At 73.1% G+C, this 20,295-nt stretch carries 15 protein-coding genes and 1 riboswitch; of the genes, 8 read left to right on the top strand and 7 right to left on the bottom strand.

Features of this window, described 5'->3' with window-relative positions:
- Nucleotides 1-1,011 (bottom strand): polyprenyl synthetase family protein, encoded by a 1,011-nt coding sequence (locus ACZ8ZB_RS19760; RefSeq protein ID WP_470739018.1) that lies wholly within the window; start codon nucleotides 1,009-1,011, stop codon nucleotides 1-3.
- A gap of 575 nt (nucleotides 1,012-1,586) precedes the next feature.
- Nucleotides 1,587-1,755, top strand: a riboswitch (cyclic di-AMP (ydaO/yuaA leader).
- 3 nt (nucleotides 1,756-1,758) lie between these two features.
- On the opposite strand from ACZ8ZB_RS19760, the gene ACZ8ZB_RS19755 reads away from it, so the two are divergent.
- On the top strand, nucleotides 1,759-2,226 hold the full coding sequence (locus tag ACZ8ZB_RS19755; protein WP_470739017.1) for a transglycosylase SLT domain-containing protein: 468 nt from the start codon (nucleotides 1,759-1,761) through the stop codon (nucleotides 2,224-2,226).
- Here ACZ8ZB_RS19755 and ACZ8ZB_RS19750 read toward each other — a convergent pair.
- Complete coding sequence (locus tag ACZ8ZB_RS19750; RefSeq protein WP_470739016.1) at nucleotides 2,190-3,062, bottom strand: HAD family hydrolase; 873 nt, start codon at nucleotides 3,060-3,062, stop codon at nucleotides 2,190-2,192. The two genes, ACZ8ZB_RS19755 and ACZ8ZB_RS19750, sit on opposite strands and share 37 nt — an antisense overlap.
- 483 nt (nucleotides 3,063-3,545) lie before the next feature.
- Between ACZ8ZB_RS19750 and ACZ8ZB_RS19745 the strand changes: the two genes are divergently transcribed.
- The 5 genes from ACZ8ZB_RS19745 (at nucleotide 3,546) to ACZ8ZB_RS19725 (ending at nucleotide 9,448) form a co-directional block, all read left to right on the top strand.
- Nucleotides 3,546-4,829 (top strand): glycosyltransferase family 2 protein, encoded by a 1,284-nt coding sequence (locus ACZ8ZB_RS19745; RefSeq protein ID WP_470739015.1) that lies wholly within the window; start codon nucleotides 3,546-3,548, stop codon nucleotides 4,827-4,829.
- Complete coding sequence (locus ACZ8ZB_RS19740) at nucleotides 4,826-5,623, top strand: polysaccharide deacetylase family protein (protein WP_470739014.1); 798 nt, start codon at nucleotides 4,826-4,828, stop codon at nucleotides 5,621-5,623. Before ACZ8ZB_RS19745 ends, ACZ8ZB_RS19740 begins: the two co-directional genes overlap by 4 nt.
- 204 nt (nucleotides 5,624-5,827) lie before the next feature.
- Nucleotides 5,828-7,741 (top strand): hypothetical protein, encoded by a 1,914-nt coding sequence (locus tag ACZ8ZB_RS19735; RefSeq protein ID WP_470739013.1) that lies wholly within the window; start codon nucleotides 5,828-5,830, stop codon nucleotides 7,739-7,741.
- A gap of 43 nt (nucleotides 7,742-7,784) precedes the next feature.
- The gene (locus tag ACZ8ZB_RS19730; protein WP_470739012.1) at nucleotides 7,785-8,285 is read left to right on the top strand and encodes a hypothetical protein; all 501 of its coding nucleotides are present in this window, start codon (nucleotides 7,785-7,787) and stop codon (nucleotides 8,283-8,285) included.
- Between the two features lie 98 nt (nucleotides 8,286-8,383).
- Nucleotides 8,384-9,448 carry a glycoside hydrolase family 26 protein gene (locus tag ACZ8ZB_RS19725; protein WP_470739011.1) on the top strand — a complete coding sequence of 355 codons (1,065 nt, stop codon included), beginning with the start codon at nucleotides 8,384-8,386 and terminating at the stop codon, nucleotides 9,446-9,448.
- Between the two features lie 51 nt (nucleotides 9,449-9,499).
- On the opposite strand, the gene ACZ8ZB_RS19720 is transcribed toward ACZ8ZB_RS19725, so the two are convergent.
- Nucleotides 9,500-12,040: a lipopolysaccharide biosynthesis protein gene (locus ACZ8ZB_RS19720; protein WP_470739010.1), complete on the bottom strand. Its 2,541-nt coding sequence runs from the start codon at nucleotides 12,038-12,040 to the stop codon at nucleotides 9,500-9,502.
- A complete protein-coding gene (locus tag ACZ8ZB_RS19715) occupies nucleotides 12,037-12,303 on the bottom strand; it encodes a hypothetical protein (protein WP_470739009.1) in 267 nt (88 codons plus the stop codon). The genes ACZ8ZB_RS19720 and ACZ8ZB_RS19715 overlap by 4 nt, the downstream gene beginning before the upstream one ends.
- Before the next feature lie 242 nt (nucleotides 12,304-12,545).
- On the opposite strand from ACZ8ZB_RS19715, the gene fahA reads away from it, so the two are divergent.
- On the top strand, nucleotides 12,546-13,760 hold the full coding sequence (fahA, locus tag ACZ8ZB_RS19710) for a fumarylacetoacetase (RefSeq protein ID WP_470739008.1): 1,215 nt from the start codon (nucleotides 12,546-12,548) through the stop codon (nucleotides 13,758-13,760).
- 169 nt (nucleotides 13,761-13,929) lie between these two features.
- Nucleotides 13,930-14,868, top strand: a complete 939-nt coding sequence (locus ACZ8ZB_RS19705) for a M56 family metallopeptidase (protein WP_470739007.1) — start codon at nucleotides 13,930-13,932, stop codon at nucleotides 14,866-14,868.
- 105 nt (nucleotides 14,869-14,973) lie between these two features.
- Here ACZ8ZB_RS19705 and recQ read toward each other — a convergent pair whose 3' ends face one another.
- The 3 genes from recQ to ACZ8ZB_RS19690 all read right to left on the bottom strand — a co-directional run bounded on the left by recQ (nucleotide 14,974) and on the right by ACZ8ZB_RS19690 (nucleotide 20,293).
- Nucleotides 14,974-16,908, bottom strand: coding sequence for a DNA helicase RecQ (gene recQ, locus ACZ8ZB_RS19700; protein ID WP_470739006.1), 1,935 nt, complete (start codon nucleotides 16,906-16,908; stop codon nucleotides 14,974-14,976).
- 167 nt (nucleotides 16,909-17,075) lie between these two features.
- On the bottom strand, nucleotides 17,076-18,725 hold the full coding sequence (gene nuoN / locus ACZ8ZB_RS19695) for an NADH-quinone oxidoreductase subunit NuoN (protein WP_470739005.1): 1,650 nt from the start codon (nucleotides 18,723-18,725) through the stop codon (nucleotides 17,076-17,078).
- Nucleotides 18,722-20,293, bottom strand: a complete 1,572-nt coding sequence (locus ACZ8ZB_RS19690; protein ID WP_470739004.1) for an NADH-quinone oxidoreductase subunit M — start codon at nucleotides 20,291-20,293, stop codon at nucleotides 18,722-18,724. Before ACZ8ZB_RS19690 ends, nuoN begins: the two co-directional genes overlap by 4 nt.
- Between the last annotated feature and the right edge of the window lie 2 nt (nucleotides 20,294-20,295).

Below are 20,295 nucleotides of genomic sequence, written 5' to 3'. Positions count from 1 at the left end.
TCAGCCCGCGCGGTGCACCACCGCGTCGCACAACTGCACGAGTGCCGCCTTCGCCTCGCCCTCACGCAGCGGGGCCAGCGCCGCGCGCGCCTCCTCGGCGTACCGCACGGTGTCCCGGCGGGCCTGCTCCAGCGCGGGGTGGGCGCGCAGCAGCCGCAGCGCCTCGGCGTGCCGGGTGTCGTCGGTGAGGTCGGAGTCGAGCAGCTCGCACAGGGCGATGTCGTCGGCGAGTCCCAGCCGGGCCGCCCGTTCGCGCAGCCGCAGCACGGGCAGGGTGGCGATGCCCTCGCGCAGGTCGGTGCCGGGGGTCTTGCCGGACTCGTGGGAGTCGGAGGCGATGTCCAGGACGTCGTCGGCGAGCTGGAAGGCGACGCCGAGCCGCTCGCCGTACTGGGTCAGCACGTCCACGACCGTCTCCTCGGCGCCGGACATCATCGCGCCGAACCGGCAGGCGACGGCGACCAGCGAGCCGGTCTTGCCGCCGAGCACGTCGAGGTAGTGGTCGACCGGGTCGCGGCCGTCCTGCGGCCCCGCGGTCTCCAGGATCTGCCCGGTGACCAGCCGCTCGAACGCCTCGGCCTGCACCCGTACGGCCTCAGGACCGAGGTCGGCCAGGATGTGCGAGGCCCGTGCGAAGAGGAAGTCACCGGTGAGGACCGCGACGGAGTTGCCCCAGCGGGCGTTCGCGCTGTCGACCCCGCGCCGCACCTCGGCCTCGTCCATCACGTCGTCGTGGTACAGCGTGGCCAGATGGGTGAGCTCCACCACCACGGCCGAGGGCACGACACCGGGCGCGTAGGGGTCGCCGAACTGGGCGGCGAGCATCACGAGCAGCGGGCGGAACCGCTTGCCGCCGGCCCGCACCAGGTGCTGGGCGGCCCCGGTGATGAAGGGGACCTCACTCTTGGTGGCCTCGATCAGCCCTTCCTCGACAGCCGTCATTCCGGCCTGGACATCGGCTTCCAGAGCCTGGTCCCGCACGCTCAGCCCGAACGGCCCGACGACGGTCACGAGGGGTCTCCTGTCTGCTGGTGTCCACTGGCGATTACACGGAATGTCGATAGGTCGCTGCCATCACTCAAGTCAGCGTATCCGGTCACGTTTCGATCACCGCCAGCGCCCGGCGTTAGGGGCGGGGCGGCACGGGGCCGGGAGCGGAGCACTTTTGATCATTCGACGACAACGGACATTCTTCGACTTTCCCGGGCGTAGCAATCCACTCCCCCGGACCGGCTCCCGACCTGCCCACCGGGCCACATCTCGCCACGCGAACCATCCTGCCCGCCTCGCGTCCGATTTGCCGCAAATGACAAACCGATTCCCCTTGGCGAAGATTGCGCTCGCAGGCGGTCCTCCGTGAAGTGGGTCACGCGCGGCCGGACACCCCCGTCACGGCCCGTCACCCGCCATCTCCCTTTCCCCGGTGACGAGTTGATCCTCAGCGCCCACAAAGGATCAAGTACCGCAAAACGCCCATTACAAGATCAAAGGGTGTCTTGTGTGAGGTCCGCGCTTGTTCCCGACATGTGCTCTCGCATAGGTTCCGGGCCTGCCGGGTGGACGCCTAATCCTGCCGCCGCCCGCACCAACCGACGACGACCACTCAGGACGGCAGGAGCGGGGGACCCAGGTAAGCCGCCGGACCGGACACCGCACCGGGACGGCTAGGGGTGAAGCCATGCCCGCAGGGGCACGGCCGGGCACTCTCCCGCCCGAACCCGACAGCTCACCTCGCAGGCGTAGGAGAGGAACCCAGACATGCCTGCTTTCGGCCAGCACCGCCGCCGCGTCGCCCGCTCCCTCGCCGTCACCGGCGTCGCCGTGGTCGCCCTGCCGCTGTTCGGCGCGACCGGCGCCTCCGCCGCCACCACCGAGCCGACGGCCGCCGCCACCGTGACGGCGTACCCGGACAACCTCGACGGCTGGATCCGCGAGTCGCTGGACGTCATGGCGCAGCACGGCATCCCGGGCAGCTACGACTCCATCCACCGCAACATCATGCGCGAGTCCTCCGGCAACCCGTACGCCGTCAACAACTGGGACTCCAACGCCGCCGCCGGCACCCCGTCGAAGGGCCTGCTGCAGGTCATCGACCCGACCTTCGCGGCCTACCACGTGCCCGGCACCGCCTTCGACCCGTTCGACCCGGTCGCGAACATCACGGCGGCCTGCAACTACGCGGCCGACCGCTACGGCTCCATCGACAACGTCTTCGGCGCGTACTGAGCCACCCGCTGACGGGCGAGCGTCACCGTCCCGCCGAACAGCCGCTCGAGGACGACGGCCACGCCGTCGTCCTCGTTCGACGTGGTGACCTCGTCCGCCACCGCCTTCAGTTCGGGATGCGCGTTCGCCATGGCGACGCCGTGGGCCGCCCAGCCGAACATGGGGATGTCGTTCGGCATGTCACCGAAGGCGATCGTCCGCTCCGGGCCCAGTCCCAGGTGCTCGGCGGCCAGCGCCAGCCCGGTCGCCTTGGTCACCCCGCACGGCTGGAGCTCCACGGTGCCCGGCCCCGACATGGTGACCGTGGCCAGTGAGCCGACCACCGACCGGGCCGCCGCCGCCAAGGCGTCGTCGGACAGGTCCGGGTGGCGCAGCAGCACCTTGCTGATCGGCCGGTCCCACAGCTCCCCGCGCCGCTCCACCCGCACCGCGGGCAGGGTCGGGTGCGGCATCAGGTAGCCGGGCTCGATCAGCGTCAGCCCGTCGACCCCGTCCTGGTCGACCGCGGCGTACACCTCCCCCACCTCGGCCTCGATCTTGCCGAGCGCGGTCTCCGCCAGTTCCCGGTCCAGGGTCACGGACCGCAGCAGCCGGCCCGCGCCGGCGTCGTACACCTGCGCGCCCTGCCCGCACACCGCGAGCCCCGTGCAGCCGAGGGCGTCCAGGAGCGGCCGCACTCTGGGGGCCGGGCGTCCCGTCACCACGAGGTGCCGCGCGCCGGCCCGCTCCGCCCGCGCGAGCACGGCGAGGGACCGGTCGGAGATGGTGTCGTCGCCGCGCAGCAGCGTCCCGTCCAGGTCGGTGGCGATCAGTGAGTACGCGGTGGGTGCGGCCATGATCAGAGAATACGGACAACCCGACGGTCCGATTCGCCCTGCCCGTTTGCGCTCGTTTTCGGTGCGGTTCCCTTCTTCCGCCTTCCTCCGACGCCGGGTAAGGACCGGTTCAGGACCCTTTCCCCGTTTGGCGAGAACATGGTCCGCTATCTACCGTCCGCCCGGTCCCCGGCGGTACCTTCCAGGAGTCCAGGGGGACTTGATCGGGGGGTCGGGTGAGCAGTGGACGCGTGCGCGTGCTGAGGCCCGAGGAGCTCGGCGAGGGGGAACGGGAGCGCCGGCGGAAACCGCGCGCCGCGACGGACGCACCGCGCAACCCGTTCATGGAAGCGGAGTCCGGCATCGCCGTGGCCCGGACGCGGCCGCGGGCCCGGGTCGCCGCGCGCACGGCTTCGTCCGCACCCGTCCGCGCCTGGCGGCGCCGGCGGCACGGACCCCGAAGGGCGCGGCACGGCTGCGCCGGTCGTGAGGAGGGGAGGACAGGTGTCCCGGAGAACGCGTACGCAGGAGGAGATACGGCGGTTCCTGGCCATCGGCGCGGTGCAGGTCGCCGAACTGGACCTGGACGGCGACGAGTCCGCGCCGAGACCCGGACCGGGCAGCCCCCCGGTGACCCACGGCGAGGTGTTCCTGCTGGTCAGACGGGCGGGTCGCCCGGTGGGGACCGTGCTGGCACGGGTGCCGGAGGGCGCGGACCCGCGGGCGGTGCTGTGGGAGGCGGCATCCGGAGCGGCGGGAGCGGCCGTGGCGGCGGGAGACGGCGGGGAACCGCCGTACGCCTCGGTCGTCGTGGCCACCCGGGAGCGGGCCGGGCAGCTCGCCCGGGCGCTGGACTCGCTGCTCGCGCAGGAGCATCCGCGGTTCGAGGTCGTCGTCGTCGACAACGCGCCGGTGACCGACGAGACCCGCGAACTGGTGGAGCGCAAGTACGGCGAGCGGGTGCGGTACGTGTGCGAGCCGGCGCCCGGACTCGCCGTCGCGCACAACAGGGGGCTGGCGGTGGCCCGGGGCGAGGTGATCGCGTTCACCGACGACGACGTGGTCGCCGACGCCCGCTGGCTCGCCGAGCTGACCGCGCCGTTCGCCGCCGACCCCCGGCTCGGCTGCGTCACCGGCCTGATCCTGCCCGCCCGGCTGCGCACCCCGGCCCAGGTCCTGCTGGAGAGCCACGGCGGCTTCGCGAAGGGCTTCACGCCGACGACGTACGACCCCGGCGACCCGCCCCGCGACGAGCCGCTGTTCCCCTTCACCGCGGGCCGCTTCGGCTCCGGCGCGAACATGGCCTTCCGCACGGAGGTGCTGCGTGCCGTCGGCGGCTTCGACCCGGCCACCGGCGCCGGGACACCCGCCCGGGGCGGCGACGACCTGTACGGCTTCGTCCGCGTCCTCGCCCAGGGGCACCGGCTGCACTACACGCCGTACGCGCTGGTGTGGCACCACCACCGGGAGACCTGGGCCGACCTGGAGACCCAGGCGTACGGCTACGGCGCCGGCCTCACCGCCTACCTCACCGCGCTCCTGGTCAACCGGCCCGCGCTGCTGCCGGCGTTCCTCGCCCGGCTGCCGCGCGGCCTCGCGCACGCCCGCGCGCTGACCGAGGTGCGCGACACGGACGGCGGCGGCGCGCCGGGCGGGCACGACACGCGCACCCACCCCTGGCCACGCCGTCTGTCGCGGCTGCAGCGCAGGGGGATGCTGTACGGGCCGCTCGGTTACCTGCGGGCGCGGCGAACACGGGGGAACGCCACGGGACGGGGGGCGAGATGAATCCGGCCGTACCCGTCTTCCTCTACCACGCCGTGATGGACGATCCGCCGGACTGGATCGCCGAGTTCACCGTCACGCCCAAGGAGTTCGCGGCCCACCTCGACGCCGTCGTGGACAGCGGCCGCACGCCCGTCACCATCAGCGCCCTCGCCGACCACCTCGCCGGACGGGCCCCCCTGCCGCCCCGGCCGGTGCTGCTCACCTTCGACGACGGCTTCGCCGACCTGCCGGGCCCCACCGCCGAGGCCCTGGCCGAGCGCGCGCTGCCCGCGACCGCGTACCTCACCACCGGCGCCATCACGCCGGGAGGCCGCAGCCTGCTGCCGCCCGCCCCGATGATGCGCCTGGACCGGGTGGTGGAGCTGGAACGGTCCGGCATGGAGATCGGCAGCCACACGGTCACCCACGCCCAGCTCGACACCCTGACCACCGGGCGGCTGCGCGCCGAACTCCTGGACTCCAGGGCCGTGCTGGAGGACGTCCTCGGCCATCCCGTCCCCCACCTCGCCTATCCGCACGGCTACAACAGCCCCCGGGTGCGCGCCATGGCGTCCCGCGTCGGCTACGAGACGGCGACCGCCGTGCGGCACGCGCTCAGCTCGGAGCGGGACGAGCGCTACCGCATCGCCCGCCTGATCGTCCGTCGCGGTCACACCGTCGCCGACGTCGAGGCGTGGCTGGCGGGTGACGGCGCGCGGATCGCCCCGTACCGGGACGGGCCGAGGACCGTCGGCTGGCGGTGGTACCGCCGGGCCCGCGCCGTCCTGCGCGGCCGTCCCGTCTTCGCGGGCTGACGGTCGACGGCCGATGACGGGCGGGGACGAGGGACGGGCCGGGGCGCGCGGGAGGGACCGGGCGACTGTCGCTCCCCTCGCTTCCGTCCCTTCCACCACTTCCGCAACTTCCGTCATTTCCCTCGCTTCGTGGCGAGTTCGACGTTTTTGACGTGAAAAACAGAGGCGATTCCTATACTCGTCGCGGGGGAGGGGAGTCTCGGCGTGCGACACCATGTGCCCGTACCGACCACGGAGAGCGGCGCGCTGCCCGGCCCCGAGCCGGCCACCGGCCCGAAGGAGCCGGGAGGGAACTCCGGCAGCCGCAGACCCTGGCCGGTCCCGAGCGGTCCGCCCGACGCCGGACCGCTGACGCTGCTGCTCGCCGCCGGACTGTGGTTCCACGCCCTCCCCCGCATCGGCTTCCGGGAGATGGGCGACTACGGGCTGCTGGACCGCCTTCCGGCCACCTACTACCTGTCGCTGCTGGTCCTCACCGCCGGCTTCGTCCTCAGTCTGCGGCGCGCGGGCACCGCGCCCTGGTGGCCGGCCGCGCACTGCGCCGCACTGCTGTGCGCGCTCAAGGCGCCGCCGGCGGTGCTGTACGACGCCGTGCGCTACCCGTGGGCCTCCAAGCACGACGCCGTCGTCGACACCCTGCTCGCCAACGGTGAACTGCGGCCGGGCGCGGCGCTGTCGGGCAACATGTCCGCGTACGACCAGTGGCCGGGCTTCTTCACGCTGAACGCCGGTCTGGTGCGCGCCTTCGGGGTGGAGAGCGCCGCCGCGTACGCCAACTGGGCGCCGGTCGTCCTCGGCCTGCTGATGATGCCGGTGCTCGTCCTGGTCTACCGCACCTTCTGCCAGGACTGGCGGCTGGTGTGGACCGCCGTGTGGATCTTCCAGCTCGCCAACTGGGTGGGCCAGGACTACTTCGCCCCCCAAGGGCTCGCGTACCTGCTGCACTTGACGGTCATCGCGGTGGTGCTGCGGTACTTCGTGCGCCCCGGGTCCGCCGGACGGCTGCGCGACCGCACCGCCCTCGACCCGGCCGCCGCCGGCGTGCCGCCGCCCACGGGGACCCGGCAGCGCGCGGTCTGCGTGGTGATCCTCGTCCCGCTGATCGCCGCCGTCAACGCCACGCACCAGCTCACCCCGGTGATGCTCTGCATCTGCCTGTTCGCGCTCGCCCTCACGCGCCGCTACCGCGACTACGGACCGCCGGCCGTCGCCGTGCTGCTGATGCTCACCTGGAACCTCACCATGGGGCGGCCGCTGTTCGTCGAGACGCTGTCCACCCTCAAGGAGTCGATCGGCGAGCTGACGCAGAACTCCCGCGCGGGATACGCGGGAGAGCTCACCGGCCCCGGACCCGAACTCGCCGGAACCGCCGGCGTGCTGATGGTGCTCGCGATCGCCGCGCTCGCCGGGACCACCCTCGTGCTGCGACGCCGGCTGGTCCGCAGCGCACTGCCGCTGCTGCTGGTCTCCGCCGCCCCGGTTCCGCTCTTCGCCGTCAACGACTACGGCGGCGAAATGCTCTTCCGCGTCTATCTGTTCGGACTGCCGGGTGCGGCGTTCTTCGCCGCCGCCGCACTCGTGCCCGCCGCGGGCGCTCCCCCCGGCCGGGCGAAGGCACTGCGGCGCAGGGCCGCGGCCGTCGCCCTGCCGGCCGTTCTGCTGGTGCTGCCGGCCGGCTTCCTGCCGTCGTACTACGGCAAGGAGAAGATGTACTACACACCGCCCGAGGAGACCGCGCTGGTCACCCGGACCCTCGACAACGCCCCCGACGGCTCGCTGATCCTCTCCACCAGCGGTTCCTTCCCGCAGGCACTGCACCGGTACGACCGCCTCGAGCACTGGTTCTTCGCCGAGCAGGAGCTGCCCGAGAACGAGAGGATGCTCGAGGACCCGGCCCGTCACCTCGCCGACGGGATCCCGCCGGGCACCAGGGCGTACGTCGTCCTCACCCGCACCCAGGACGTCTACACCGCCGGCGAGGGCCTGCTGCCCCCCGGCGGGTTCGAGACGCTGCGCACGAAGCTCTCCGCCTCCCCGCTCTTCCGGACCGTCGAAAGCCATCCCCACGGCGTCGTCCTGGAGTACCGCCCGGCCGCCCGAGGATCGACCACAAGGTGATCGAAGTGACGCTGAAGGCCAGCCAGTTCCGTCAGGTCAGCCCATGAGCGGCACCGGCTCCCCGAACTCCACCGGCTCCGCGGCCCCCACGGGTTCCGCGGACGTCGCCGGAACCGGTGCGGCCCGTGGGCCCGGAGGCATCCGGGTCACCGGGACCCTCCTCAGGGTCCTCACCGGCGCCTCGGGCTGGCTCGCGCTGGCCGCCACCACCGTGTCCGGCCCCTCGCCGCTGCGCTGGATCCCGGTGCTGCTCTTCATCCTGTTCGGTCCGGGCTGGGCGGCGCTGTATCCGCAGCCGGGCGGACCGGCCACCGGCGCCCGGCTGGAGGCCGTCGCGCTCGCCGCGCCGATCAGCCTCTCGCTCGGTGTGCTCACCGCCACCTCGCTGTTCCTGGTGGAGGGCTTCTCGACGACCTCCTTCCTCGTCCCGCTCGCCGCCTTCACCACGGTCGCCGCGGCCCTGCCGGGGCTGCCGCTGCCCGCCGCCCGGCACGGCGCGGCGGAACGCGTCAGGCACGAGCCCGCGGACGGCGGTGACGCATGAGGGGGCCGCACCGGCCGCGCGGACCGCGCGAGCGGTCCGGATGGCGCGCGCCGGGGGACCCGGGGCGCGCGAGGCGCGGGTACACGGCGGTCGTCCTGATGACGGTCGCCGCGCTGCTGACCGGGCTCGGGCTCTGGGCCGGCCGTCCCGGCGACGCGGACCCCTCCGGCCGGGGGCTGCCCGGCGACGCGGCCTCCGGCACGCTGCCCACCGGCCCCTGCGCCCCCACCGACACGCTGGTCCCGCCCTGCGGCGCCTGGTGGGGAGCGTACGTGCCGTACGCGGCGAACGGCTCGCTCAAGGACGCCGTGCTCGGTTTCGAGAAGAGGATCGGCCGCAGGCTCGACCTCGTCTACAACTACCACGACATGTCGGGCACCGAGCTCGACGGGCAGCTGCTCACCCCCGACGAGCAGGAGCTCGGCAGGGACCGGCTGCTCATGCTGGCCTGGGAGTCCACCGTCTGGACCGAACCGCACCACGAGAACTGGACGGAGACCCAGCTCGGCTGGAAGAACATCGCCTCGGGGAAGTACGACGAGGAGATCATCGATCCGCAGATCCGGCGCCTCAAGGCCTACGGCAAACGCGTCTTCTTCTCCTTCGACCAGGAGACCGACGCCCGCATCGAGGAGGGCGCCGGAACCCCGGCGGAGTTCGTCGCGGCCTACCGCCACCTCCACGACCGGTTCCGTGAGCTGGGGGCCGACAACGTCGTGTGGGTGTGGACCGTCTCCGGCTACCTCGGCAGCGGGAAGGAGATGAAGGCCCTCTACCCGGGGGACGCGTACGTCGACTGGATCGCGATGGACCAGTACAACTACTACGGCTGCCACGACACCACCGACTGGAAGAACTTCCTCCGCAGCCAGCAGCCCAGTTACGAATGGCTGCGCGCGAACGTCACCGACGAGAAGCCGGTGATGCTCGCGGAGTTCGCCACCGCGCCCGACCCCGACGACCCGGGGCGCCAGCGCGACTGGTACGCCGGGATCCCCGGCGCCGTGAGGGAACTCCCGGAGGTGAGGGCCCTGGTGCACTGGAACCGGCCGACCTCCGAGAGGCCCGAGTGCGATCTGACCGTCAACGACGGCCCGGGGCTCGAGGGATACCGGGAGGCGGGGAGGGACGGGTACTTCCAGCAGCCCGTGCCGCCCCGTTGAGCGGTGCCCTGCTCCCGGGGCCGGGCACCACGGCGCCCGGCCCCGGGCCGCTCAGCGGCCGGGCGTGCCGCTCGGGCCGCCGCGGAGCGCGAGCCGGGCCGCCGGCACCGCCCGGCTGAGCAGCAGCAGCCCGAGGAGCGCGATCAGCAGTGACGGGGCGACCGGCGCGAGCGCCTGCCGGAACGCCCAGCCGGCCACCCCGACGAGGTACAGCACGCCCCAGCGAACCGGCCGGGTCAGCGGTCCGCCCGCGCGGGCGAGCAGCAGCCACAGCGGGACGAGGCACAGCAGCTGGAACACCGAGGGGGCCCACCGCAGCAGGGGACCGGGTCCGTCGAGCCCCACCGCCTCCGCGAGGAGGCGGGCCGCGTCGGAGTACAACGCCCCGTCCACCGGCTCGGGCCGCCACCCGAGGGCGGCGGGCGCGGTGTGCAGGGCGACCAGGACGGAGCCCAGCGCGGCCCCGGGGAGCCAGGGGACCGGTCGCCGGCACAGCGTCACCGAGGCGACGAAGACGAGCAACAGCGCTCCTGCGGCGGCCGACGCGGACAGCGGCAGCTCTTCCAGCAGCCGGCGTCCCGTGGGCTCGCCCGCGCCGGCGTCGCCGGCGCGGGCGAGCCCGTGTGCCGAGAACCAGAAGGCGAGGGCCGCGAGGACGAGCAGGGTCCAGAGGATCCCCGCGATCCGGCGGTCGGATCCGTCGCCGGGCGCCGACGGCCCGGCGGGCTCCGGGTGTGCGGTCCGCGCCGGGGCGCCGGGGGGCGCCCCGGCGGCCCACGGCGCTCCGCTCGCCTCCGCCGGCGCCCGCCTCTCCCACGAGGACACGGCCGAGGGCGCGCCGGCGCCCCGCGCGGGCCGGACGGGCGGAGGGGACTGTTCTCCGCTGCCGTCCGGCTCCTCGTCGCCGGGCTGCCCGGCGTGGTCCGGCTCCGCGGCTTCCACCGGGTCCTCGCCCCGGTCCGGCCCCCCCCGTGCCGTCGGCGACTCCTTCCGGACGTCCTCCTCGCCGGGCGCCCGCTCCTCGCCGCCGGGACCGCCCCCCTCCTGTACGTCCGGGGCCGGCGGCCGCACGACGAACGCCACCGTGTCCGCCCGGAGGGCTTCCCGTTCGTAGCCGGGACGGCCGATGAACAGCGTGACGGTGTCCTCGTCGTCCTCCGCGTCCTCGTGCTCGTACGCCGCCCGGCGCGTCCGGTTCGTGCCGTATCCGGCGGTGGCGTTGAGCCGGGCCCAGCGCGTGCCGTACTCGGGTGCGGAGGCGGCCCGCTCCACGGACTCGCCGGTCCTCTCGCGCAGCGCCGCACGCAGCCCGAACACCGAGACGACCGCGACCAGCGTCATGCCGATCAGCACGGCCCACCCGGCCCCCGCGATCCCCGCCGGGGTGAACAGCACGGCCGCGCTGCCCAGCACCAGCGCGCACATCGCACCCTGGAGGGCGGCGAGCACACCGGTGCGCCCCTGTACCCGCAGCACCCCGATGTACAGCTCCACGACGACGCGGGGCAGCGCCCCCAGCGCGAGCAGCCGCAGCACGGTCGAGCCGTGCTCGGCGTAGTCCGCGTCGAACGGCGTGAGGATCCAGGGCGCGAAGACGACCAGCACCGCGACCACCGGCACCAGCAGCAGCGTCATCCTGCGCAGCGCCCCCCGCACGCCGTCGGCGAGCCGGCGCGGGTCGTGCGAGGCGTGGGCGGTGAGCGACGAGGCCATGTTGATGGCCATGAACTCCATGGTGCCGCCGACGGTGTACGCCACGTAGAAGTAGCCGTTCTCCGCCGCGCTGAAGCGGACCGCGACCATCACCGGCAGCAGGTTGATCATGACGAGGCTGAACAGCGCACCGAGCGAGTCGCCGGCCAGGAAGCGGCCCATGGACCGCAGGCCGGGCGGTTCCACGTCGTGGTCGGCGGCGGCCTGGCGCGGGATGAGCCGGCGGAAGACCAGCCAGCCGAGCGGCAGCGTGGAGAACGCGATGGCCACGGCCCAGGACACGAAGATGCCCAGGACGGGCAGCGTGCTCGCGAAGACGGCCAGCAGGACCAGCTTGCCGACGGAGAACACCGCGTTCCCGGCCGGCACCCACTCGGCCTTGCGCAGTCCCGTGAGCACGCCGTCCTGGAGGGTGAGCAGCGCCCACGCCACGCACGCCGCGACGAACAGCGTCCCGGCCAGCGGTGTGCCGAGGGGTGCGTAGGAGGGGCCCCACCGGTCGAGCGTGAGCAGGAAGACGCCCGCGGCCAGGGTGACGACCACCGAGCTCGCCAGGTACACGCCCCCCACCAGGCGTCCGGTCTCGCGGCCGGCGCGTGGTACGAAGCGGACCACGGCGCCGATCATCGTGGTCGCGGTGATGCTGGCGAGCAGTCGCATCGCGGCGATCGCGGCGGAACCCTGGCCGACGGCGTCCTCGGAGTAGTAGCGGGCGGCCACGAGCCAGAAGCCCAGCCCGAGGACGGCGGACACGCCCGTGCTGAGCATCAGGAAGTAGGCGTTCTTGAACAGGGAGTCGGAGCCCGGTGCGTCCCCGGCGGGCCGGGGCCCGTCGCCGGCGCGCACCGCGGCGGACTCGTGCACCCGGGTGCCGGTCACGGCCCGGCTCCGGCCCCGTCGGCCGACGTCCCCGGGCGCGGTCCCGCCGCCGGCACCGCGAAGAAGACGACGTCGTCGTCGACCGGCGGCATCAGCACCCGGCCGTCCGGCGGGCGCCCGTGGCGCAGCGCCACGAACGGCCCGAACCCGCGTGGCGGCACGCACACGCGTTCCCGGCCGAGCCGGCCGCGCACGGTCTCCTCCAGCCGTTTCGGCTGCGATCCCGAGCGCGCCGAGCGCGGGCCGGCCTCCCCCATGGTCATCCGCCCCCCAGCGTGCCTTCGGAACGCCCCCTCCCCGAGACCTTCCGGCACCCGCCCAGAGTCGCCCCGTTCGCACCGCTCCGTCAAGATTGCCTCCCCTCCTGTGGATAACCTCCGGTACGCAGGGAGGAGCGCGGGCGCCACCACGTCGGCTCTGCCCAAGACCGCCGTCCCACCCGTAACGTGTGGCACGGCCACGGACACGTGGAGCACCTGCGCACACGAAAGCGAGGCAGCACCCGATGCCCCCCTTCGATGTCCCCGAGGGCGATCCCTTCGGTCCGCACAACCTGCCGTACGGCGTGTTCTCGCCCTCCGGTTCGTCGGAGCGGACCGTGGGCGTCCGGCTCGGCGACCACGTCCTCGACGCCGGCGCGGCGGCGCACGCCCTGGGCTCCCCCTACGCCTCCCTGCTCGCCCGCCCGACCCTCGGCCCGCTGCTGGCCGCGGGCCGCACGGCCTGGTCGGACGTACGGCGGGCGCTCACGGCGTGGGTGACCGTCCCGGCGCACCGGGAGACCGTCGAGCCCCTGTTCCACCCGCTGTCCGAGGTGACCCTGCATCTCCCCTTCGAGGTCGCGGACTACGTCGACTTCTACGCCTCCGAGAACCACGCCCGGAACGTCGGCCGGATCTTCCGCCCCGAAGCCGCCGACTCCCTGACCCCCAACTGGAAGCACCTGCCGATCGGTTACCACGGCCGCTCCGGCACGGTCGTGGTGTCCGGCACCGACGTCGTACGCCCCTCGGGCCAGCGCAAGGCGCCCACGGACGCCGCCCCGGTCTTCGGGCCGTCCGTCCGGCTGGACATCGAGGCCGAAGTCGGCTTCGTCGTCGGCGTGCCGTCCGAGCTGGGCCGGCCGGTGCCGCTCGGCGACTTCCGCGACCACGTCTTCGGCCTCTGCCTCCTCAACGACTGGTCCGCCCGCGACATCCAGGCCTGGGAGTACGTGCCCCTCGGCCCGTTCCTCGGCAAGTCCTTCGCCACCTCGGTGTCGGCCTGGATCACCCCGCTGGACGCCTTGGAGGAGGCCCGCGTCGCGCCGCCGGAGCGCACCCACGAGCTGCTGCCCTACCTGGACGACGCGGCCGAGGAACCCGGCGGCTACGACCTGCGGATCACCGTCGCCGTCAACGGTCACGTCGTCTCCGAGCCCCCCTTCTCCACCATGTACTGGACGGCCGCCCAGCAGCTCGCCCACATGACCGTCAACGGCGCCCGTCTGCGCACCGGCGACCTGTACGGCTCCGGCACGGTGAGCGGTCCCGCCGAGCGGGAACGCGGCTCGCTGCTGGAACTGACCTGGAACGGCCGTGACGCCCTCGAACTCCCGGACGGCAAGCGGACGTTCCTGGAGGACGGCGACGTGGTGACGCTGTCGGCCTGGGCGCCGGGCCCGGACGGCGTCCGCGTGGGCCTCGGCGAGGTCACGGGCCGGGTGGTCCCCGCGGTCTGACCCGTCCGGCCCTCACCGATGTTCGACAGCCCCTGACTCGCACCGCCCTTCGCCGTCATACTTGGTGTCGGGCGGTGTGTGCGTTCGCGCCGCGCTCCCCTCGTACTTCCCGCACGCCCCAGCACGACCCGAAGCCGCCCTCTTCCGAACAGGATCCGGAGCCCGTGGCATGACCGTCTGCCTGCTCCTGCTGAGCGTTGTCGCCGTGACGGCCGCCGTGCCCGTCCCCCGGGCGCTGACCCGGTCGAAGTGGCCGGAACGGGAACCGGTGGTCGCCCTGTGGGTGTGGCAGTGCCTGGTCGCCACCGTCCTGCTGTGCTGCGTCACGGCCCTCGCCCTGAGCGCCGCCGCCGTCTTCGGCACCGTCCGCGCCCAGCTCTTCGCCCCGGCCCCGCCCGCGGTCACCGCGGCCTACGACCTGTCCGCCGCCTCGCCCTGGACCATCGTCCTCACCGTGCTGCTGGCGTCCGGGGCGGCCTGGACGACGGCCATGCTCGGGCGCGAACTGGCCGAGGCCCGCCGCCGGCGCGCCCGCTCCCGGGCTCATCTGCGGGAACGCGCCCCCGATCTGCCCGCCGGCCTCCCGGCGGCCCGCGGTCCGCTGCTGGTGCTGGAGGAGGAGTACCCCGACGCCTGGTGGATGCCGGGCAGCCCGCCCCAGCTGATCGTCACCACCGGCGCCCTGCAACGCCTCACCGACCACCAGCTCGACGCCGTCCTCACCCACGAGCGGGGCCACGCCCGCGCCCGCCACGACTGGCTGCTGCACCTGTCCACCGCGCTGGCCACCGGCTTCCCGCGGATCCCGCTGTTCGCGCACTTCTGCGACCAGACCCACCGCCTGGTGGAGCTGTCCGCCGACGACACGGCCTCCCGCCGCTGCGGCCACCTGACCACCGCGCTGGCGCTGATCGAGCTCAACCAGCACCGTGGCGTGCTGTCCTGCGCCTCCAGCCACCGCCTGCTCGGCGAACGCGTCGACCGTCTCCTGGAGCCCCCGCCCCGCCTCGGCCGCCGCCACCGCGCCCTGACCACGGCCGCGGCGGCCCTGGTACCGCTGGTCCCCCTCCTGATCACCTTCGCCCCGGGCCTGACGGCCCTGCCGTGACTCGGGTGCGGGCACGTCGTGCCGCCGGGCGGCACAGGCGGGCGCGCCGGCGCCCTGCGGCGCCGGGCTGCGCGACACCCCCCGCCCGGCCCCGGCGCGCGGCGCTCACGTCCAGTCGGGTTCCGGCTCGGCGTCCGTGTCGGGCCAGTCGTCCGGGCCGCCGGAGTCCTCGGACACGGCGCCGGCTTCTCCCGGCGCCGTCAGCCCGGCCAGCACCGCCACCACCCCCTCCCCGTACGTCGCCAGCTTCTTCTCCCCCACTCCGCCGATCCCGCCGAGCTCGGCCACCGACGTCGGCCACACCGTGGCGATCTCCCGGAGGGTGGCGTCGTGGAAGATGACGTACGCCGGGACGCCCTGCTCGCGGGCCTGCTCGGCGCGCCAGGCGCGCAGCGCCTCGAACGCGGGCCGGAGCTCCTCGGGCAGCTCGGCCGCGGCGGCCTTGGCCTTGCGTTCGCCCCGGCCGCTCGTGCCCCGGGCCGCCGCCGGCTTCTTCGGCTCCTTGCGCAGCGGCACCTCCCGCTCCCGCCGCAGCACCGCCCCGCTGTCCTCGGTCAGCACCAGCGTGCCGTACTCCCCCTCGACCGCGAGCAGCCCCTGAGCGAGCAACTGGCGCACCACGCCCCGCCATTCCGCCTCGGTCAGCTCCTCGCCGATGCCGAACACGGAGAGTTGGTCGTGGTCGAACTGGATGACCTTGGCCGTGCGCCGCCCCAGCAGGATGTCGACGATCTGCACCGCGCCGAACTTCTGCCCGCGCTCCCGCTGCAGCCGCACCACCGTGGACAGCACCTTCTGCGCCGCGACGGTCCCGTCCCAGGTCTCCGGCGGGGTGAGGCAGGTGTCGCAGTTGCCGCAGCCCGCCGGGTCGGGGTCCTGGCCGAAGTAGGCGAGGAGCCGGCCACGCCGGCACCGGACGGTCTCGCACAGACCGAGCATCGCGTCCAGGTGCTGGTTCGCCCGCCGCCGGAACGCCTCGTCGCCCTCCCCGGACTGGATCAGCTTGCGCTGCTGTATGACGTCGTTGAGCCCGTAGGCCATCCAGGCCGTGGACGGCAGTCCGTCGCGCCCCGCGCGGCCCGTCTCCTGGTAGTAGCCCTCGACCGACTTGGGCAGGTCGAGGTGGGCGACGAAGCGGACGTCCGGCTTGTCGATGCCCATGCCGAAGGCGATGGTCGCCACCACGACCAGGCCCTCCTCCCGCAGGAACCGCGCCTGGTGCGCGGCGCGCGTCCCCGCGTCGAGGCCCGCGTGGTACGGCACCGCCTCGATGCCGTTGCGGGAGAGGAACTCGGCGGTCTTCTCCACCGAGTTGCGCGACAGGCAGTAGACGATGCCCGCGTCCCCGGCGTGCTCCTCGCGCAGGAAGCCCAGCAGCTGCTTCCTGGGGTCCGCCTTGGGCACGATCCGGTACTGGATGTTGGGCCGGTCGAAGCTCGCCACGAAGTGCCGGGCGTCCGGCATGCCGAGCCGCTCGGTGATCTCCCGGTGCGTGGCGTGGGTGGCCGTCGCCGTGAGCGCGATGCGGGGCACGTCCGGCCACCGCTCGCCGAGCAGCGACAGCATGAGGTAGTCCGGCCGGAAGTCGTGCCCCCACTGGGACACGCAGTGCGCCTCGTCGATCGCGAAGACGGAGATCTTGCCGCGCGAGAGCAGGTCCTGGGTGCTGTCCAGCCGCAGCCGCTCCGGTGCGAGGTACAGCAGGTCCAGCTCGCCGGCGAGGAACTCCGCCTCGACGACGCGCCGCTCGTCGAAGTCCTGCGTGGAGTTCATGAAGCCGGCCCGCACGCCCAGCGCCCGCAGCGCGTCCACCTGGTCCTGCATCAGCGCGATGAGCGGGGAGACGACGACTCCCGTCCCCGGCCTGACCAGGGCCGGAATCTGGTAGCAGAGCGACTTTCCGCCGCCGGTCGGCATGAGCACGACGGCGTCGCCGCCCGTGATCACGTGTTCGATGACCGCTTCCTGCTCGCCGCGGAAGGCGTCGTACCCGAACACCCGGTGCAGCGCGGCCAGCGCCTCGCTCTCCCTCACTGTCATCCCGCCACTACCGCCCGTCACCGTGCCCTCGTGAGCCGTCCCTCGACCACTGCCTCCACGATAGGGGCCCGCACCGACAGCCCCGGAGTTGTCCACAGATTCACCCGCACGGCGGCGGCCCGGCCCCCGAAGGGTGCCGGGCCGCCGCCGTGCCGGTGGGTGCCGGGTCAGCGCACGAACACTCCCGCGTCCCCCGCCAGCTCCAGGAAGTACTGGGGTGCGACGCCCAGGACCACCGTGACGGCCACGCCGACCCCGATCGCCGTCATCGTCAGCGGTGACGGCACCGCGACGGTCGGGCCCTCGGGGCGCGGCTCGCTGAAGAACATCAGGACGATCACGCGGATGTAGAAGAACGCCGCGATGGCCGACGAGATCACGCCGACCACGACCAGCGGGGCCGCTCCGCCCTCCGCCGCCGCCTTGAACACGGCGAACTTGCCCGCGAAGCCGGAGGTCAGCGGGATGCCCGCGAAGGCCAGCAGGAACACCGCGAACACCGCCGCCACCAGGGGGGAACGACGGCCGAGGCCCGCCCACTTCGACAGGTGCGTCGCCTCGCCGCCGGCGTCCCTCACCAGCGTGACCACCGCGAACGCGCCGATCGTCACGAACGAGTACGCCGCCAGGTAGAAGAGGACGGACGAGACGCCCGACGGCGTGGTCGCGATGACGCCCGCGAGGATGAAGCCCGCGTGCGCGATCGACGAGTACGCCAGCAGCCGCTTGATGTCGGTCTGGGTGATCGCCACGATCGCACCGGCCAGCATGGTGACGATGGCGACGGCCCACATGACCGGCCGCCAGTCCCAGCGCAGGCCCGGCAGCACGACGTACAGGATCCGCAGCAGCGCGCCGAACGCCGCCACCTTGGTCGCAGCCGCCATGAAACCGGTCACCGGCGTCGGGGCGCCCTGGTAGACGTCGGGCGTCCACATGTGGAAGGGGACGGCGCCGACCTTGAACAGCAGGCCCATGACCAGCAGCGCGGCGCCGACCAGCAGCAGCGCGTCGTTGCCCATGGTGTCGGCGAGCGCCGGGCTGACGTCCTGGACCGTGCCGTCGACGACCTGCGCGATCGTGGCGTACGACATCGAGCCCGAGTAGCCGTACAGCAGGGCGATGCCGAACAGCGTGAACGCGGAGGCGAACGCGCCGAGCAGGAAGTACTTGACCGCCGCCTCCTGCGACATCAGCCGCTTGCGGCGGGCCAGCGCGCACAGCAGGTACAGCGGGAGGGAGAGGACCTCCAGCGCCACGAACAGCGTCAGCAGGTCGTTGGCCGCCGGGAAGACCAGCATGCCGGCGACGGCGAAGAGCAGCAGCGGGAACACCTCGGTGGTGGTGAACCCGGCCCTGACCGCCTTCTTCTCGCTGTCACTGCCCGGTACCGACGCGGCCTGCGCGGCGAAGGAGTCCACCCGGTTGCCGTGCGCCTCCGGGTCGAGCCGGCGCTCGGCGAAGGTGAACAGGCCGACCAGCGCCGTCAGCAGGATCGTGCCCTGCAGGAACAGGGCCGGTCCGTCGACGGCGACGGCGCCCATCGCCGCGATGCCCGCCTTGGTCGTGCCGTAGCCGTCCGCGGCGAGCGCCACGACCGCGGCGAAGGCGGCGGCCAGCGCGACCACGGCGACGAACATCTGCGCGTAGTAGCGCGATCTGCGCGGTACGAACGCCTCGACCAGCACCCCGAGGACCGCCGCTCCGACGATGATCAGGGTGGGGGCGAGCTGCCCGTATTCGATCTTCGGCGCGTCGATCTTCGAGATCGGGTCGGCCGCCGTTGTCCACAGGCTGTGGACGGCTGTTGCGCTCACTTGGCCGCCTCCACCTCGGGCCGGGGGTCCTTCTTCTGTACGTCGGACATGGTGTGCTCCACCGCCGGGTTCACGACGTCCGTGACGGGCTTCGGGTAGACGCCCAGGAAGACCAGCAGCACGACCAGCGGCGCCACCACCGCGATCTCCCGCACCCGCAGGTCGGGCATCGCGGAGACCTCGGGCCGCACCGGGCCGGTCATCGTCCGCTGGTACAGGACGAGGGTGTAGAGCGCGGCGAGGACGATGCCGAAGGTGGCGATGATGCCGATCACCGGGTAGCGCGTGAACGTGCCGACCAGGACCAGGAACTCACTGACGAAGGGCGCGAGCCCCGGCAGCGAGAGGGTCGCGAGTCCGCCGATCAGGAAGGTGCCGGCGAGCACCGGGGCGACCTTCTGCACCCCGCCGAAGTCGGCGATGAGCCGGGAGCCGCGCCGCGAGATCAGGAATCCGGCGATCAGCATCAGCACGGCGGTCGAGATGCCGTGGTTGACCATGTAGAGCGTCGCCCCGGACTGGCCCTGGCTGGTCATCGCGAAGATGCCCATGACGATGAAGCCGAAGTGCGAGATCGACGCGTACGCGATCAGCCGCTTGATGTCGCGCTGGCCGACCGCGAGCAGCGCGCCGTAGATGATGCTGACGACCGCCAGCACGAGGATGACGGGCGTCGCCCACTTGCTGGCCTCCGGGAACAGCCCGAGGCAGAAGCGGAGCATCGCGAAGGTGCCCACCTTGTCGACGACCGCCGTGATCAGCACGGCCACCGGGGCGGTGGACTCCTGCATGGCGTTGGGCAGCCAGGTGTGCAGCGGCCACAGCGGCGCCTTCACCGCGAAGGCGAGGAAGAAGCCGAGGAACAGCCAGCGCTCGGTGTTCGTCGCCATGTCCAGCGAGCCGTCGGCCCGCGCCTCGGCGATCTCGGTGAGCGAGAAGTTCCCGGCGACCACGTACAGCCCGATCACCGCGGCCAGCATGATCAGACCGCCGGCCAGGTTGTAGAGCAGGAACTTCACCGCCGCGTACGACCGCTGGGTCGCCGCCTTCTCCTCGCCGTGCTCGTGGGCACGGTCCCCGAAGCCGCCGATGAGGAAGTACAGCGGGATCAGCATGGCTTCGAAGAAGATGTAGAAGAGGAAGACGTCGGTGGCCTCGAAGGAGAGGATCACCATCGCCTCGACGGCCAGGATCAGGGCGAAGAAGCCCTGCGTCGGCCGCCACCTCCTGCTGCCCGTCTCCAGGGGGTCGGCGTCGTGCCAGCCCGCGAGGACGATGAACGGGATCAGCAGGGCGGTCAGCGCGATCAGCGCCACCGCGATGCCGTCCACGCCCAGCTCGTAGCGGACCCCGAAGTCCGCGATCCAGGCGTGGGACTCGGTGAGCTGGTAGCGGTCGCCGTCCGGGTCGAACCGCACCAGGACGACGATCGCCAGGACCAGCGTGGCGAGCGAGAACAGCAGGGCCAGCCACTTGGCCGCCGTGCGCTTCGCGGCCGGTACGGCGGCCGTGGCGATCGCCCCGATGGCCGGGAGCGCCGCCGTCGCTGTCAGCAGAGGAAAGGACATCG

The organism is Streptomyces sp. 12E (assembly GCF_055633275.1).
The sequence above is the reverse complement of the archived record's forward strand: the minus strand, read 5'-3'. Positions and strand labels throughout refer to the sequence as shown.